This window comes from Pseudomonas meliae (genome assembly GCF_001400515.1).
In the GTDB taxonomy this organism is placed as follows: Bacteria; Pseudomonadota; Gammaproteobacteria; order Pseudomonadales; family Pseudomonadaceae; genus Aquipseudomonas; species Aquipseudomonas amygdali.
The window spans coordinates 3,766-18,918 of sequence record NZ_LJQT01000173.1 but is presented as its reverse complement, the minus strand read 5'-3'; the positions used below and the strand labels follow the sequence as shown (position 1 = coordinate 18,918).

Below are 15,153 nucleotides of genomic sequence, written 5' to 3'. Positions count from 1 at the left end.
GGCTACTTCAGACCTTCCCTCTGTGAAACTATTTGCGCCAAAAGCATCCAGTGGACAACACCCGTTACCAGATGAAGTGCAAAACGGTCCTGACTGCTGGGCAGGATATAGGTAAAAACCGTGTAATACGTAAGTGTAACAACCAGCGGATTTCCCAATGACCAAACGAAGCCTAGCGTCGCACCCATGTAACGGATTTTAATTTCCTTGGACACGAGATTGATGATCAGGTCACGCCATTTTATAAAGCTTGTGCTGCGAGATGACGACATACGGTATCCAGCTATTGACAGGTAGATCAGAGAACGATTTTGACAATCAAGATCATAAATGGATAACCTTATGGCCTCATGCTGCGGGCACATGTTCTCTTCTTTTATAGATTTACAGCTATAGGACTACGCCTTAGTTACTGTAGGAATATTCCACAAACTACCGGCGGCAGCTAAATGGCCCTTTCGAGGCCTCGCCACGCTCGATCACAATCGCAAGGCACTTCCATCCGCGCACGTTGATCTATAACGTCAATGGTCATTCGCAATACGACCGGTCCAGCGATCACCCTTGAACAAGCGAGGCTCCTCATGACCCAAACCCCTTACACCCCGCCGAAGGTATGGCAGGAAACAAAAGCGGGCGGCACATTCGCCAGCATCAACCGGCCCATAGCCGGTCCAACGCATGACAAGGTACTGCCCGTCGGCAAGCACCCACTGCAGCTTTATTCTCTGGCCACACCCAACGGGGTGAAGGTCACGATCATGCTCGAAGAGCTGCTGGCGCTGGGGCATAGCGGCGCGGAATACGATGCCTGGCTGATCCGCATTTCCGAGGGCGATCAGTTCTCCAGCGGCTTTGTCGAGATCAATCCCAACTCCAAGATCCCTGCATTGCTGGACCGAAGCCATGAAACACCTGTTCGGGTATTCGAGTCCGGTTCGATTCTGCTGTACCTGGCTGAGAAGTTTTCCAGTTTCCTGCCCGCCGACCCGGCAGGCCGTACCGAAACGCTGAACTGGCTGTTCTGGCAGATGGGCGCGGCGCCCTACCTGGGTGGCGGGTTCGGGCACTTCTACGCCTACGCGCCGGAGAAACTCGAATACCCCATCAATCGCTTCGCGATGGAGGCCAAGCGCCAACTCGATGTGCTGAACCGCCGACTGGGCGAGCACCGCTACCTGGCTGGCGATACCTACACGATTGCCGATATCGCGGTCTGGCCATGGTATGGCGCGCTGGTAAGGAACAAGGTTTATTCGGCCGCCGAGTTCCTGTCGGTGCACGAATACCCGAACCTGATTCGCTGGACGGAAGAAATCGCCGCGCGCCCTGCCGTCATCAAAGGCCAGAAGGTCAACCGCACCTGGGGCGAAGAGGCGGATCAGGTGCCGGAGCGGCATCAGGCATCCGACCTGGATAAATAAGACGCAAGTCAAGGCCTGCGCAAACAGAAACCTGTTGCTACACACTCAAAAGAGATTCTGGGTCGGACAGTCGTGATCTGAACGTAAAGTAGCGTCCTTAGCCACTGCCCAAGGACGCGCCCTATGAGCCGGACAACTGCCCATCCAGATTTTCACTTGCAACTCGACACCGGTTTTCCATGCAGTGGAGTACTTGCAGCATGAGTACTCCCAATGCACCGCATACGCCTGTAAATGATCGCTTTGATGAAGTGCTCGCAATGATTCAGGGCGCTCGACAGCAAGCTGCACAGGCGGTCAACACTCGCCTGATCGAGCTTTACTGGCAGGTAGGCGCTTACATCAGCCGCAAGATTGAAAACGCCGAATGGGGTGACGCGGTGGTCAGCCAGCTTGCCGAGCATCTGGCTGTAACCCAGCCAGGGTTGCGCGGGTTTACGCGTCGAAACCTATTTCGTATGCGCCAGTTCTTCGAGGTTTACCGCGACGATGAGAAAGTGTCAGCAGTGCTGACACAATTGCCATGGACTCATCACCTGATCATCTTCAGCCAAAGCAAGCGCCCCGAAGAGCGTGAGTTTTATCTGCGCATGGCAATCAGGGAAAACTGGTCCAGCCGAGAGCTGGAGCGCCAGTTCAAGACAGCCTTGTTCGAGCGCAGTATCACCCAGCCAGCCAAGGCCTCGGCGATGCTCAAGGAAACCCGACCGGCAGCACTGGATGTGTTCCGAGATGCCTACATGGTGGAGTTTCTCGAGCTGCCATCGGGACACGCCGAAGCTGACCTGCACCGCCGTTTGCTGCAACGCCTGAGGGATTTTCTGATCGAGCTGGGCCGCGACTTCTGTTTTGTCGGCTCCGAGTACGCGTTGCAGGTCGGCGGCCAGGATTTTGCGCTGGATCTGCTGTTTTTCCATCGCGGCCTCAACTGCCTTGTTGCCATCGAACTCAAGGTCGGCCGCTTTGAACCCGAATACCTGGGCAAGCTGGACTTTTATCTTGAAGCGCTGGACCGGAATGTACGCAAACCCCATGAAAACCCGGCCATCGGCGTTTTACTCTGCGCCAGCAAAAACGATGAAGTGGTCGAGTACGCCCTGAACCGCTCGCTTTCACCCGCGCTGATTGCCGAGTACCAGACCCGCTTGCCGGACAGGCAGCTATTGCAGGCGAAGCTGCATGAGTTCTATGCGAGTGCTGTGCTGAGCGATCAGTGATACCGGCCAGACGCACGATGCATTACGCTTGTGCATGCCTGAGCGGCAGTCTGCCTGCTTGCCCTTTCCCTGACTGGAGCATCCAATGCCGCACGATAAGGACCCTCGCGCCCACACCGCCCTGTCACAACGCGGCCGTAGCGCCAGTAGCGGGCCATGGCTGGCGGTCAACCCGCCGGTCGTGCGTCTGAGTACGGTGCTGTTCGACAGTCTGGAGAGTTTGCGCGAGGCGGAAATTCGCACCACGGGGCCTGAGCGCTCGCTGACTTACGGTGCCAACGGCAACCCGACGGCGTTTGCCTTGCAGGATCTGATTTCCGGGCTTGAGGGCGCACACGGTACTTGCCTGTACCCGACCGGGCTGGCGGCAGTGGCGCAGATGTTTCAATCGTTTCTGCGCCCAGGCGACCATGTGCTGATTACTGAATCGGTGTATGGCCCCGTTCGGCGCCTGGCAAAAACGATGCTGACGGCCTTCGACATCCAGTTCGATTTCTACGCGGCTGACGGTAGTGATGTGGAATCGCTGATCAAGACCAACACACGGATGATCTACGCTGAAGTGCCCGGCTCGCTGACGTTCGACATGTGCGACCTGCCTGCACTGTCACAGGTGTGCAAGGCCAGGGATCTACTGCTGGCTGTGGATAACTCGTGGGGCTCGGGAATTCTGTTCAAGCCGCTGGAACTGGGCGCGGACATTTCCCTGATGGCCCTGACCAAGTACGTGGCCGGGCATTCCGACGTCATGATGGGCAGCGTCAGCACCACCGAAGCGCACTGGAAAACCCTCAAGACCATGAACACCGCCGTGGGCAATACCGTCAGCCCCGACGATGCGTATCTGGTGCTGCGCGGTGCCCGCAGTCTGGCGGCACGCATGGCCATGCATGAACGCCACGCGATGCAAATTGCACAATGGCTGCAGGACCAGCCTCAGGTTGCCCGCGTGCTGTATCCCGCATTGCCGGACGATCCGGGCCATACCATCTGGAAGCGCGATTTCCATGGCTGCAACGGCTTGCTCAGTTTCGAATTCCATGCCGTTGACCGGCAGGTGCTGGACCGATTTACCGGCGCGTTGAAACTGTTCGGGATTGGTTACTCCTGGGGCGGTTTTGAAAGCCTGATCACTGAAGTCGAGCAATATGGTCCTGAGCGCGGCACCGGCCCGATGCTGCGGCTGCAGGTTGGCCTGGAAAGCCCGGAAGACCTGATTGCAGACCTGCAGAACGGGTTCGCTGCGGGTTAATCCTGATAGTTGCTGCCCTTGCATTGCTCCGTCGCCGTTATTTGCCCAGAAGCCCTCGCTCTGCTAGTGTCGCGCGGTTCAACCTCTACCGGAAATGCCCCCATGGCCCGCAAGAAAGCTGCACTGGATTTCGAACAGTCACTCGCTGACCTGCAAGCGCTGGTAGAGCGGCTGGAGAATGGCGAGTTGTCTCTGGAAGACTCCCTGACCGCCTTCGAGCAAGGTGTACGCCTGACCCGCGACTGCCAAAGCGCCCTTACCCAGGCCGAACAGAAGGTCCAGGTGCTGCTGGAGCGCGATGGCGAACTGAGCGAAGAGCCGTTCGACGATGCGGAACTTCCCGAATGATCGCGAGCTATCAAGCGCAAAGCCAGACTCGCGTCAACGCAGCACTCGAAAAACTGTTTCAGGCACCGAGCCCTGAGCTGAACCGGCTTTACGAAGCCATGCGCTACAGCGTGATGAACGGCGGCAAGCGCGTGCGCCCGCTGCTGGCCTACGCGGCCTGCGAAGCGCTGGGCGGCGTAGCCGAGGATGCCAACGGTGCCGCCTGTGCGGTTGAACTGATTCACGCTTACTCGCTGGTGCACGACGATTTACCGGCGATGGACGATGACGACCTGCGTCGCGGCCAGCCGACCACGCACAAGGCTTTCGATGAGGCCTGCGCGATCCTCGCAGGTGACGGCCTGCAAAGCCTGGCGTTTACTGCACTGCTCGCGCCGCACCTGACCTCACGCGATGCTGAAACGCGTCTGCAGATGGTCAATACCCTCGCAGCCGCTGCCGGCCCGGCAGGTATGGTGGGCGGGCAGGCGATCGATCTGGGCTCTGTGGGGCTGAAGCTTGATCAGGCAGCGCTGGAATACATGCATCGGCACAAGACCGGTGCGTTGATCGAAGCCAGCGTCCGGCTTGGCGCACTGGCCAGTGGTCAAGCCGATCAGCCGCGTCTTGACGCCTTGCAGATTTATGCGCGCGCGGTCGGTCTGGCCTTTCAGGTTCAGGACGACATTCTCGATGTCGAAAGCGATACTGCGACCCTCGGCAAGCGTCAGGGTGCCGATATCGCCCGCGACAAGCCGACCTACCCTGCGTTGCTGGGCCTGGAAGCGGCCAAGCGCTATGCACTGGAACTGCGTGATCAGGCGCTGACGGCGCTGAGCCCGTTCGATGCCGCCGCAGAACCGTTGCGCGAGCTGGCACGCTATATCGTCGAACGTCGCCACTGATCACCGTCACCGAAGCCGGAAATCTGCTGAATCAACCACGGTTCGTCAGGTTTCAGTCATTAAGCGTGTCAGTCGGCGGACTATCCGCCGACTCACTTCATGGGCAGCTTGCGATGCATAAGGTAAACTGCCGCCTCTTTTACTTATAACGATTCGCCTGATGCCCACGACGTTCAAAGAGATCCCCCGCGAGCGCCCGGTCACGCCGCTGCTCGACCGAGCCGATACCCCGCACGGCCTGCGCCGTCTGGGCGAAGCCGAGCTGGAAACCCTGGCCGATGAGCTGCGCCTGGAATTGCTGTATTCCGTTGGCCAGACCGGAGGGCATTTTGGTGCCGGTCTTGGGGTCATCGAGCTGACCATCGCGCTGCATTACGTTTTCGACACCCCGGACGATCGCCTTGTGTGGGACGTGGGTCATCAAGCCTATCCGCACAAGATCCTCACCGGCCGTCGCGCGCGCATGTCCACCCTGCGCCAGAAGGATGGGGTGGCGGCCTTTCCGCGTCGTAGCGAGAGCGAGTACGACACCTTCGGCGTCGGGCATTCCAGCACCTCGATCAGCGCCGCCCTCGGCATGGCGATTGCCTCGCGCCTGCAAGGCAGCGAGCGTAAATCCATTGCCGTGATCGGCGACGGTGCGCTGACTGCCGGCATGGCCTTCGAAGCGTTGAACCACGCGCCGGAAGTGGCAGCCGACATGCTGGTGATTCTCAACGACAACGACATGTCGATCTCGCGCAATGTCGGCGGTCTGTCGAATTACCTGGCCAAGATTCTTTCCAGCCGCACGTACAGCAGCATGCGCGAAGGCAGCAAAAAGGTGCTTTCGCGCCTGCCCGGCGCCTGGGAAATCGCACGTCGCACCGAAGAATACGCCAAAGGCATGCTGGTCCCGGGCACGCTTTTCGAAGAGCTGGGCTGGAACTACATCGGCCCTATCGATGGCCACGACCTGCCGACTCTGATCGCCACTCTGCGCAACATGCGTGATCTGAAAGGCCCGCAGTTTCTGCACGTGGTCACCAAGAAGGGCAAAGGTTTTGCGCCAGCCGAAGTCGACCCGATCGGTTATCACGCCATTACCAAGCTTGAGCCGCTGAATGCGCCTGTCGTCCCGAAAAAAATCAGCGCGCCGAAGTATTCCGCAGTGTTTGGCCAGTGGATATGTGACATGGCCGAGGCTGACTCACGGCTGGTGGGCATCACGCCAGCCATGAAGGAAGGCTCGGACCTGGTGGCATTCAGCGAGCGCTTTCCAGAACGCTACTTCGATGTTGCCATCGCCGAACAACACGCTGTAACGCTGGCGGCCGGTATGGCCTGCGAAGGCAGCAAGCCGGTCGTGGCTATCTACTCGACCTTCCTGCAACGCGGCTACGATCAACTGGTGCATGACGTCGCGGTGCAGAACCTCGACGTACTGTTTGCCATCGACCGCGCCGGGCTTGTGGGCGAAGACGGCCCGACCCACGCAGGCAGCTTCGACCTGTCCTACCTGCGCTGCATCCCCGGCATGGTGGTCATGACGCCGAGTGACGAAAACGAACTGCGCAAGCTGCTCAACACCGGTTACCTGCACACCGGCCCCGCGGCAGTGCGTTACCCACGCGGTACCGGTCCGGACGCGTTGATCGAGACAGGCCTTGACCCGGTCGAAATCGGCAAGGGCGTTGTGCGTCGTCAGGGCCAGGGCGTTGCGATTCTGGTGTTTGGCGTGCAACTGGCCGATGCGCTGGTGTTGGCCGAGAAGCTCGACGCGACGGTGATCGATATGCGCTTCGTCAAGCCACTGGACGAAGCCTTGGTGAGCGAAGCGGCCGCCAACCACGAGTTACTGGTCACACTGGAAGAAAACGCAGTGATGGGCGGTGCCGGTGCTGCGGTCAGTGAGTTTCTGGCACGCGCCAATATCCTCAAGTCGGTACTCCACCTGGGCCTGCCGGACACCTACGTCGAGCATGCCAAGCCTGCGCAGATGCTGGCTGAGTGCGGGCTGGACGCCCAAGGGATCGAAGCGGCGATCAATGCGCGGTTGGCGTTGATTGGCTGAGTGGCAGAGGTTCCTCACGCGCCGAGCGTGAGGAATCATCACCACGACCCCGCATGCAGCAATCCTGATAACATGCTGCGCACTTCGACACTGCCGCGATGCCAGCCGATGCCTCATGTGACCCGTTCCGCCCCCACGCCTGAATTGACCTCGGTGTTCGCTGCCTTGCAGCAGCATTTTCTGCAGGTCGTCGTTCCGCTCTGGCAGGGCCCTGGCTGGAACGCACAATTGGCATTGCCTTACGAAGCGCTCGACGCCAACTATCAGCCTCTACCGCCGCAACGCTATCGAGCCATGGCCTGCGCACGTCAGCTGTTTCTGTTTTCCAGCCTTATCGATAACGTCGAAGTGCCGAACGCTCGGGCACGGGCCGGTGAACTGTTTCGCTCCCTGCAACAGCACTTCCACGATGCCGAGCATGGCGGCTGGTTCTATAGCATCGATCCACAGGGCAAACCTCTGGATCGCCGCAAGGACCTCTACACTCACGCCTTCATTATTTTCGCCTGCGCACATTACTGGGCGAAGGTGCAGGACCCGCTGGCAGAGTCAGTGCTCAATGCGGCGCTCAATGTTGTAGCGGAGCGCTTTGCCGACGATGACGGGCTGTACGAAGCGCAACTCGATGAGGACTGGTCGACGCTGGGCAGCGGCCCGCTCCAGAACCCCTTGATGCATCTGGCAGAGGCCTTTCTGGCAACGCTGTCAGTGCGCGCCGACCCTGCAACCCAGTCAGCGCTGGACGCCCTGGTTATCCACATGCAGCGTCGCTTTGTCGACACCGCCACCGGCGTGATGCTGGAGAAACCCTTGGGCGCTGTGGATAACTGGTACGAGCCAGGTCATCAGTTCGAATGGTTCTTCCTGCTGCAATCGTCGCCAGAGCTGCATGGACGTGAGCTGCACGAATCCATGACCCGCGCGTTTGCCTACGCTCAGGCACAGGGTGTCGAGCCACAGAGCGGCGCGGTGACTGCAATGCTGACACTTGATGGCACGGTACGCGACGCCACCCAGCGTATCTGGGCTCAGGCGGAATACCTGCGAGCCATGGCCATGCGGCCAGAGTGCGAGGCGAACCTGGCTGCGCAAATGTCAGCCTTTTCGCAGCGCTTCCTGCATGCCAAAGGCTGGAACGAGTGCGTAGAGCCCGATGGCGCGGTCAGCCGCAGTGACATGCCGTCGACCACGCCTTACCACTTGGCAACCTGTTACATCGGGCTGGCTGACTTTGTCGAGAACCGCTTCGTGAACGCTTTCCCGCCGCCGACGCCTGTAGAAGACTGATCGATCGAACCGCACCACCTGTGCGGCCCGATCAGCAAGCAATCAACCGCGGTTACGATCAATCGCAAAACCGGCCCAGGTCTGGCTGACGGGCATCAGTTCCAGGCTGTTGATGTTGACGTGCGCTGGCGTGTTCATGATCCAGAAGATGGTGTCGGCGATGTCCTGCGGCTGAATCGGCTCGGCACCTGCGTAGGTCGCATCGTACTTGGCCTGATCACCGCCGAAACGTACCAGCGAAAACTCACTCTCGCACAGCCCGGGTTCCAGGTTGGTGACGCGTACGCCAGTGCCGATCAGATCGTTGCGCAGGTTCAGCGAGAACTGCCCGACAAACGCCTTGGTGCCACCGTAGACGTTACCACCCGGATAAGGATAGTTGCCGGCTACCGAGCCCAGGTTGACGATACTTGCCCCGCGACCATGCGCAATCAGACGTGGAAGCAACAGGCGTGTGGTGTAGACCAGACCTTTGACGTTGGTGTCGATCATGGTGTCCCAGTCATCCAGATCGCACTTGGGCGCAGGGTCGATCCCCAGCGCCAGACCGGCGTTGTTGATCAGCCCGCGAATGCTGCCGAACTCTTCAGGCAAATCTGCGATAGCACTCTCCATCGCCTTGCGGTCACGCACATCCAGTACCAGCGTATGCACCTTGGTCTGCTTCGACAGCTCGGCGCTCAACGCGTCAAGACGGTCCTCGCGACGGCCGGTCAATACCAGCGACCAGCCTGCTTCGGCAAAACGGCGGGCACAGGCCTCACCGAAACCGGAAGTAGCGCCCGTGATGAATACAGTGGAAGTCATTTCGTTCTCCTGACATGGCGCGAAAAAACAGCGCACCTGTTAATAAGTTCTGATTAGGGCAGCAGAATGCCCGTCAGCGGCACGTCGATGCAACAACCCAGTGTATTTGTACAAAAAACAACCAACTCAAGCCGAGCCATACGCCACGGGCCTTGCAGGCAGTTTTGCCCACCTTATCCACAGTCAGACACACAATCTCTGGGGGCAAGTCGGTAACGCTGAAAGTCCCGTAGCTCGGGGCTTCCAGCAGGTATGGAGAAGTTTTGACCTTGACTTTGCCCGATACTGCCAGGACGCCACGAGGCGTCAGAAAACCGTGATGGCCTGTAGCCCAGACGCAGTAACGGCTGGATCACTATTTCCAAGGCTTGTTAACAGACTTATCCACAGGCTGTGCAACTGGAAAAGCTGTATGAACGACCAGCTTCAATACTGTTGACAAACACACCTGAAAACCGGTCGAAAACCCTTGATCAAAATTTAATCAATCGCCTGCAAGCCTTATGCATAAAGGGCTTCAGGCACATACTCCCAAGTTATTAACAGCCGGTTCCACAGTAAACCTGAACAAGTCAAAACGGTGACAAAACAACCATTTGCAGCGGTTTTATGTCGCACTTGGCAGCCCCGTCAAAATTGTTTTCCACAATCGCAAGAAGTGACGCCCCGAATGTTTGCACATTCGAGGCGCGCGTCGAAAACGGCAGGGTTTTGACGAACTCAGTGTCCGCCCAGATAAGCGTTCCTGACCTCTTCATTTACAAGCAATTCCTTGCCTGTGCCGGACAGCCGGATCTCGCCATTAACCATCACGTAGGCGCGATCAGACAGCTTCAGCGCATGGTTGGCGTTCTGCTCGACCAGAAAGATTGTCATGCCAGTCGCTGCCAGTTCCCGCAGGGTCGAGAAGATTTGTTTGACGATGATCGGCGCCAGCCCAAGGCTCGGCTCATCAAGCAACAACAGCCTGGGACGACTCATCAGCGCACGGGCGATGGCGAGCATTTGCTGCTCGCCTCCGGACATGGTCATGGCGCGCTGGTTGCGGCGTTCCTTGAGCCTGGGGAACAGTTCGAACATGCGCTGCATGTCTTCGGCCGAATGCTTGTCGCCAATCGGTATGGTGCCCATCATCAGGTTCTCCTCGACCGACATGTCGGGAAACACCCGCCGCCCTTCCGGCGACTGCGCAATGCCGTTGGAGGCGATGTAATGCGAGGACTTCTGGGTGATGTCGGTGCCCTGATAGATGATCTGCCCGCTGGAGGCGCGCGGCTGGCCGAAGATCGACATCAACAGCGTCGACTTGCCTGCACCGTTGGAGCCGATCAGGCTGACTGTTTCGCCCTCGTTTATGTGCAGCGAGACCTTCTTCAAAGCCTGAATCGGCCCGTAAAACACATCGATCTCTTTCAGTTCGAGGATCGGCTTGCTCATACCAGCTCCTCTTCATCAGCGCCCAGGTACGCAGCAATCACTTTCGGATCGTTGCGGATCTGTTCCGGCCCGCCCGCGGCAATCACGTTGCCATGGTCGAGCACCACAATATCGTCGGAAATCCCCATCACCATGCCCATGTCGTGCTCGATCAGCACAATGGTCATGTCGTGTTCATCGCGCAGCAGTCGGATCATGCCGCTGAGCGCCTCGGTTTCCTGCGGGTTGAGACCGGCAGCCGGTTCATCCAGGCAGATCACCTGCGGACGCGTGCACATGGCCCGGGCGATTTCCAGACGACGTTGCTGCCCGTAGGACAGCTCTCCGGCCAGACGATTGGCGCAGTCCACCAGGTCCACGACTTCCAGCCAGTAGAACGCCGTATTGAGCGCATCCTCTTCAGCCTTGCGATAGCCTTTGGTGTTGAGGATCCCGCTGATCAGGCTGCGGTTGACCCACATGTGCTGGGCAACCAGCAGGTTTTCAACGACCGACATTTCCTTGAACAGACGAATGTTCTGAAACGTACGCGCCAGCCCTGCCCTGTTGACCAGATGGGTACCGCCGAACATTTTGTAGTACACCCGGCTGAAGAAGCTTTTCGGCGAAACAAAGTCGGTCGCCTTGAACGGCTCGCCCAGCAGCCTGATCACATTGGTGGTCTTGCCACGAGTATGCAGCTCGATGCGTCCGCCTGTGGCCTTGTAGAAGCCGGTCAGGCAGTTGAACACGGTGGTCTTGCCTGCGCCGTTGGGGCCGATCAGAGCGAAGATAGAGTTGCGGCGAACTTTGAGGCTGACATCGCTGAGAGCCTTGATGCCGCCGAAGTGCATCATCAGGTGCTCGACGGAAAGAATCACTTCATTACTCATCGCGCACCTCCTTCTGTCACCAGCGCACCCTTGCGCGGTTTCACGCCGGTACGGCTGATGCGGATCAGCCCGCGTGGGCGCCAGATCATCATCAACACCATCAGGATGCCGAACAGCAGCACGCGGTACTCGGAGAAGCTGCGCAACAGTTCAGGCGCAACGGTCAGCACGAACGCAGCGATAACCACCCCTACGGTCGACCCCATACCGCCCAGCACCACAATCGCCAGAATCAGTGCAGACTCGAAGAAGGTGAACGACGTCGGGTTGACGAAGCCCTGATAGCTGGCGAAAAACACCCCGGCCAGTCCCGCCGTCGAAGCACCAATGGTGAACGCCGAGAGCTTGACCAGAACATGATTGAGGCCCATCGAACGGCAGGCGATCTCGTCCTCGCGCAGGGCTTCCCAGGCGCGGCCGATCGGCATGCGAGTCAGACGATGCTTGATGAACAACACGGCCAGCACGACGAGAAACAGCACGGTGTAGATGAACAGGAATTTCAGGTCCGGGTTGTAATCGAAGCCGAAATATTCATGAATCGGAATGCCACCATCCTTGGCACGACGCCCGAACTCCAGGCCGAAAAAGGTCGGTGACGGCACCGGTACACCATTCGGGCCGCCGGTGAACGACAGCCAGTTGTTCAGCACCAGACGGATGATTTCCCCGAACCCCAACGTCACGATGGCCAGATAATCGCCATGCATGCGTAACACCGGAAAGCCCAGAATACATCCGGCCAGCGCTGCCGCAATTGCCGCCAGCGGCAGCGCCGACCAGAAGCCCAGGCCAAGGTACTGATAGCCAAGCGCCAGACCATAGGCTCCGATGGCATAGAACGCCACGTAGCCCAGATCGAGCAGGCCGGCCAGGCCGACCACGATATTCAGGCCAAGCCCCAGCAATACGTAGATCAGCCCGAGGATAACCACGGTCAGAATGTACTTGTTGGCGAAGATCGGAAACACGATGGCAATCACGATCAGTAGCGGAATGATCCAGTACAGGCGGGACTTGTGATCAGGCTTGAGCACATGCCCCCCGGAGTCGGAGCTTTCGAAGCTCTGGGAAACACGTATGCCTTTGGGTGTTTGCAGAAACAGGCTGATCAGAAAACGACCGACCATGACCACGGCCACCAGCCAGGCCACGCGAGTGGGTTGCAGGTTGAAGCTGTAGCCATCGAGCACTATCCCGACGATGGGACCGAACACGATCAGCGCCAGCAGCCCCGCGACCACGGCATCTATCAGGCTTTTCTTGATTTCAACAGGTTTGACGACAGGAGCAGCAACAGGAGCGGACATACTTATACCTTCGCCACGAGTGGGCGACCCAGCAGGCCTTGAGGACGGAAAATCAGGATCAGCACCAACAGCCCGAAACTGAACACGTCTTTGTAATCGGAGTTGATCAGGCCGGAGAACTGCGACTCGGCAACCCCCAGGATCAAGCCGCCCAACATGGCACCCGGCAGCGAGCCGATCCCGCCCAGCACTGCGGCAGTGAACGCCCTGATGCCGATGATGAAGCCGGCATAGAAGTCGAACGTGCCGTAATTCATGGTGATCAGCACACCGGCCAGCGCCGCCATGGCAGCACCGATGATGAACACGTAGGAGATGACCCGATCAGTGTTGATGCCCAGAATCGACGCCATCTTGCGGTCCTGCTGCGTGGCGCGGCACATGCGGCCCAGCTTTGTGTATTTGATGATGTAGGTCAGCACGCCCATGCCGACAAAAGCGGCGATGAGAATGAAGATCTTGGTGTAGGTAATTTGCACAAAGCCGCTGCCAATCTCAAAGCGCCACGCACCTTCAAGCAACGTGGGCACGCCCTGCTGGCGAGCGCCCTGACTGATCTGCGCGTAGTTTTGCAGGATCAGGGAAATACCGATGGCGCTGATCAGCGGTGCCAGCCGGGTCGAGTTGCGCAGCGGCTTGTAGGCCACGCGCTCGATGACAAACCCGTATACCCCCGTCACCACGATGGTGAGGACCAGTGTGCCGAGAATCAGGAATGGAAAGGATTCCAGTCCGAAGAAAGACAGAACCGCCAGACCGATAGCGGCCAGGTAGGCGGAAATCATATAAACGTCGCCGTGGGCGAAGTTGATCATGCCGATGATGCCGTAGACCATCGTATAGCCGATGGCGATGAGGCCATAGACAGACCCGAGGGTGAGTCCGTTGACCATTTGTTGCAGGAAGATCCCATCCATCACGCACGCTCACACTGAAAGGCAGCTCAGCACCCCGCCGATCACACCCTCGTGAGGTGCGACCGACAGGTCCGAAAACAATAAAAGAGATGCAGGCTTGCTCATGGGCGAGCCCATCACCGGGTCAACGTCTGCCGGGCAGAACTGACACGAGGTCTATATCACTTCTGTTTTTCGAGTTGCTTGTATTTGCCGGCGGCGTCCCACTGGTAAACAACGTAGTCGGAAACTTTCAGGTCGCCCTTGGCATCCCAGGCTTTTTCACCCATGACGGTCTTGACCGGGTGCGCTTTAAGCCACTCTGCGGCTTTGTCGCCCTTGTTGGATTTGGCACCATTGAAACCGGCAGCCAGGGCCTGTATCGAAGCGTACGCGTAGAGGGTATAGCCTTCAGGCTCGTAACCAGACTTGCGGAATTGGTCCACGACTGCCTTGCTGTCCGGCAGTACGCGCGGGTCGGCACCGAAGGTCATGTACACGCCGTCTACGTATTGCGCACCACCGGCAGTGGTGACCAGTTCGTCAGTCACGATACCGTCATCAGACATGAACTTGACGTCCTTGAGGCCCTGCTCGCGCATCTGGCGAACCAGTGGACCGGCCTCCGGATGCAGGCCACCGAAATACACAACGTCGGCACCGGTCGAACGGATTTTCGTTACCAGCGCACTGAAATCCTTTTCGCCTCGGGTCAGCCCCTCCTCAAGTACCGGCTTCACGCCACGCGCTACCAGTTGTTTGGCAGTGGCATCAGCAAGCCCTTTGCCGTACGTGTCCTTGTCATTGATGACCGCGACTTTCTTGCCCTTGAGCACATCAACGATGTAATCACCGGCGACCACACCTTGCTGATCGTCACGGCCACACATGCGGAACATTTCCTTCAGGCCACGCTCGGTCACCGTCGGGTTGGTCGAACCCGGCGTGATGGCAATTACTCCCGCATCGCTGTAAACCTCTGAAGCAGGAATGGTCGATGACGAGCAAAAGTGGCCGACCACCCCGATCACCTTGTCGTTATCGACCAGACGGTTGGCCACCGCCACGGCCTGTTTCGGCTCACAGGCATCATCGCCTGCGACCAGCACGATTTTTTCCCCGTTCACACCGCCCGCAGCGTTGATCGCGTCGGCCGCAGCCTGCGCACCTTTCATGTACTGCTGCCCAAATGATGCGTTCGCGCCGGTCATCGGACCCGCAACGCCGATTTTCACGTCCGCCTGTGCAAACGAAGACACGCCCAATGCAGTTGCCACTGCGATTGCCAGAAAACCTTTCCTGTAAAACGTATGCGACATGAGTGGTGCTCCTGAGGATATTTTTTAATTAGGGAAGGTCTGAAAAA

Annotated in this window: 13 protein-coding genes and 1 pseudogene; 7 read left to right on the top strand and 7 right to left on the bottom strand. The window is 58.6% G+C overall.

Translation table 11 applies throughout. From position 1 onward, the window contains the following. Positions 1 to 20 precede the first annotated feature (20 nt). Positions 21 to 272, bottom strand: a pseudogene (locus tag ALO64_RS07865) (ABC transporter permease); the annotation flags it as partial. A gap of 312 nt (positions 273 to 584) precedes the next feature. Between ALO64_RS07865 and yghU the strand changes: the two are divergent. The 7 genes from yghU (at position 585) to ALO64_RS07830 (ending at position 8,465) form a co-directional block, all read left to right on the top strand. Beyond that, positions 585 to 1,424, top strand: a complete 840-nt coding sequence (gene yghU / locus ALO64_RS07860; RefSeq protein ID WP_044344588.1) for a glutathione-dependent disulfide-bond oxidoreductase — start codon at positions 585 to 587, stop codon at positions 1,422 to 1,424. Between the two features lie 200 nt (positions 1,425 to 1,624). After that, positions 1,625 to 2,641 carry a PDDEXK nuclease domain-containing protein gene (locus tag ALO64_RS07855; protein WP_044344587.1) on the top strand — a complete coding sequence of 339 codons (1,017 nt, stop codon included), beginning with the start codon at positions 1,625 to 1,627 and terminating at the stop codon, positions 2,639 to 2,641. Positions 2,642 to 2,726: 85 nt separating this feature from the next. Next, positions 2,727 to 3,893 (top strand): cystathionine beta-lyase, encoded by a 1,167-nt coding sequence (gene metC / locus ALO64_RS07850; RefSeq protein ID WP_044344586.1) that lies wholly within the window; start codon positions 2,727 to 2,729, stop codon positions 3,891 to 3,893. 102 nt (positions 3,894 to 3,995) lie between these two features. Beyond that, positions 3,996 to 4,241 (top strand): exodeoxyribonuclease VII small subunit, encoded by a 246-nt coding sequence (locus tag ALO64_RS07845; RefSeq protein ID WP_002551852.1) that lies wholly within the window; start codon positions 3,996 to 3,998, stop codon positions 4,239 to 4,241. Further along, on the top strand, positions 4,238 to 5,125 hold the full coding sequence (locus ALO64_RS07840; protein WP_005731143.1) for a polyprenyl synthetase family protein: 888 nt from the start codon (positions 4,238 to 4,240) through the stop codon (positions 5,123 to 5,125). The genes ALO64_RS07845 and ALO64_RS07840 overlap by 4 nt, the downstream gene beginning before the upstream one ends. A gap of 160 nt (positions 5,126 to 5,285) precedes the next feature. After that, positions 5,286 to 7,178, top strand: coding sequence for a 1-deoxy-D-xylulose-5-phosphate synthase (dxs, locus tag ALO64_RS07835; protein ID WP_044344585.1), 1,893 nt, complete (start codon positions 5,286 to 5,288; stop codon positions 7,176 to 7,178). Between the two features lie 72 nt (positions 7,179 to 7,250). Beyond that, positions 7,251 to 8,465: an AGE family epimerase/isomerase gene (locus ALO64_RS07830; RefSeq protein ID WP_044344584.1), complete on the top strand. Its 1,215-nt coding sequence runs from the start codon at positions 7,251 to 7,253 to the stop codon at positions 8,463 to 8,465. A gap of 42 nt (positions 8,466 to 8,507) precedes the next feature. Here the strand turns inward: ALO64_RS07830 and ALO64_RS07825 are convergent, their stop codons facing one another. The 6 genes from ALO64_RS07825 to ALO64_RS07800 all read right to left on the bottom strand — a co-directional run bounded on the left by ALO64_RS07825 (position 8,508) and on the right by ALO64_RS07800 (position 15,106). Next, positions 8,508 to 9,272, bottom strand: a complete 765-nt coding sequence (locus tag ALO64_RS07825; RefSeq protein WP_004654669.1) for an SDR family oxidoreductase — start codon at positions 9,270 to 9,272, stop codon at positions 8,508 to 8,510. 720 nt (positions 9,273 to 9,992) lie between these two features. Beyond that, positions 9,993 to 10,709 (bottom strand): ABC transporter ATP-binding protein, encoded by a 717-nt coding sequence (locus ALO64_RS07820; protein ID WP_044344583.1) that lies wholly within the window; start codon positions 10,707 to 10,709, stop codon positions 9,993 to 9,995. Continuing rightward, a complete protein-coding gene (locus ALO64_RS07815; RefSeq protein ID WP_002551846.1) occupies positions 10,706 to 11,581 on the bottom strand; it encodes an ABC transporter ATP-binding protein in 876 nt (291 codons plus the stop codon). Before ALO64_RS07815 ends, ALO64_RS07820 begins: the two co-directional genes overlap by 4 nt. Then, positions 11,578 to 12,891 carry a high-affinity branched-chain amino acid ABC transporter permease LivM gene (livM, locus tag ALO64_RS07810; protein WP_044344582.1) on the bottom strand — a complete coding sequence of 438 codons (1,314 nt, stop codon included), beginning with the start codon at positions 12,889 to 12,891 and terminating at the stop codon, positions 11,578 to 11,580. Before livM ends, ALO64_RS07815 begins: the two co-directional genes overlap by 4 nt. A gap of 2 nt (positions 12,892 to 12,893) precedes the next feature. Next, entirely contained in the window at positions 12,894 to 13,808 is a 915-nt protein-coding gene (locus ALO64_RS07805; RefSeq protein ID WP_044344581.1) for an ABC transporter permease subunit, read from the bottom strand. A 161-nt stretch (positions 13,809 to 13,969) separates the two neighbouring features. Continuing rightward, positions 13,970 to 15,106 carry a branched-chain amino acid ABC transporter substrate-binding protein gene (locus ALO64_RS07800; protein ID WP_002551843.1) on the bottom strand — a complete coding sequence of 379 codons (1,137 nt, stop codon included), beginning with the start codon at positions 15,104 to 15,106 and terminating at the stop codon, positions 13,970 to 13,972. Positions 15,107 to 15,153 lie beyond the last annotated feature (47 nt).

Coding starts and splice junctions, on each gene's coding strand:
- ALO64_RS07800 (WP_002551843.1), bottom strand. CDS start 15,106: ATGTCGCATACGTTTTACAGGAAAGGTTTTCTGGCAATCGCAGTGGCA.
- dxs (WP_044344585.1), top strand. CDS start 5,286: ATGCCCACGACGTTCAAAGAGATCCCCCGCGAGCGCCCGGTCACGCCG.
- livM (WP_044344582.1), bottom strand. CDS start 12,891: ATGTCCGCTCCTGTTGCTGCTCCTGTCGTCAAACCTGTTGAAATCAAG.
- ALO64_RS07825 (WP_004654669.1), bottom strand. CDS start 9,272: ATGACTTCCACTGTATTCATCACGGGCGCTACTTCCGGTTTCGGTGAG.
- metC (WP_044344586.1), top strand. CDS start 2,727: ATGCCGCACGATAAGGACCCTCGCGCCCACACCGCCCTGTCACAACGC.
- ALO64_RS07845 (WP_002551852.1), top strand. CDS start 3,996: ATGGCCCGCAAGAAAGCTGCACTGGATTTCGAACAGTCACTCGCTGAC.
- ALO64_RS07820 (WP_044344583.1), bottom strand. CDS start 10,709: ATGAGCAAGCCGATCCTCGAACTGAAAGAGATCGATGTGTTTTACGGG.
- ALO64_RS07840 (WP_005731143.1), top strand. CDS start 4,238: ATGATCGCGAGCTATCAAGCGCAAAGCCAGACTCGCGTCAACGCAGCA.
- yghU (WP_044344588.1), top strand. CDS start 585: ATGACCCAAACCCCTTACACCCCGCCGAAGGTATGGCAGGAAACAAAA.
- ALO64_RS07815 (WP_002551846.1), bottom strand. CDS start 11,581: ATGAGTAATGAAGTGATTCTTTCCGTCGAGCACCTGATGATGCACTTC.
- ALO64_RS07830 (WP_044344584.1), top strand. CDS start 7,251: ATGCTGCGCACTTCGACACTGCCGCGATGCCAGCCGATGCCTCATGTG.
- ALO64_RS07855 (WP_044344587.1), top strand. CDS start 1,625: ATGAGTACTCCCAATGCACCGCATACGCCTGTAAATGATCGCTTTGAT.
- ALO64_RS07805 (WP_044344581.1), bottom strand. CDS start 13,808: ATGGATGGGATCTTCCTGCAACAAATGGTCAACGGACTCACCCTCGGG.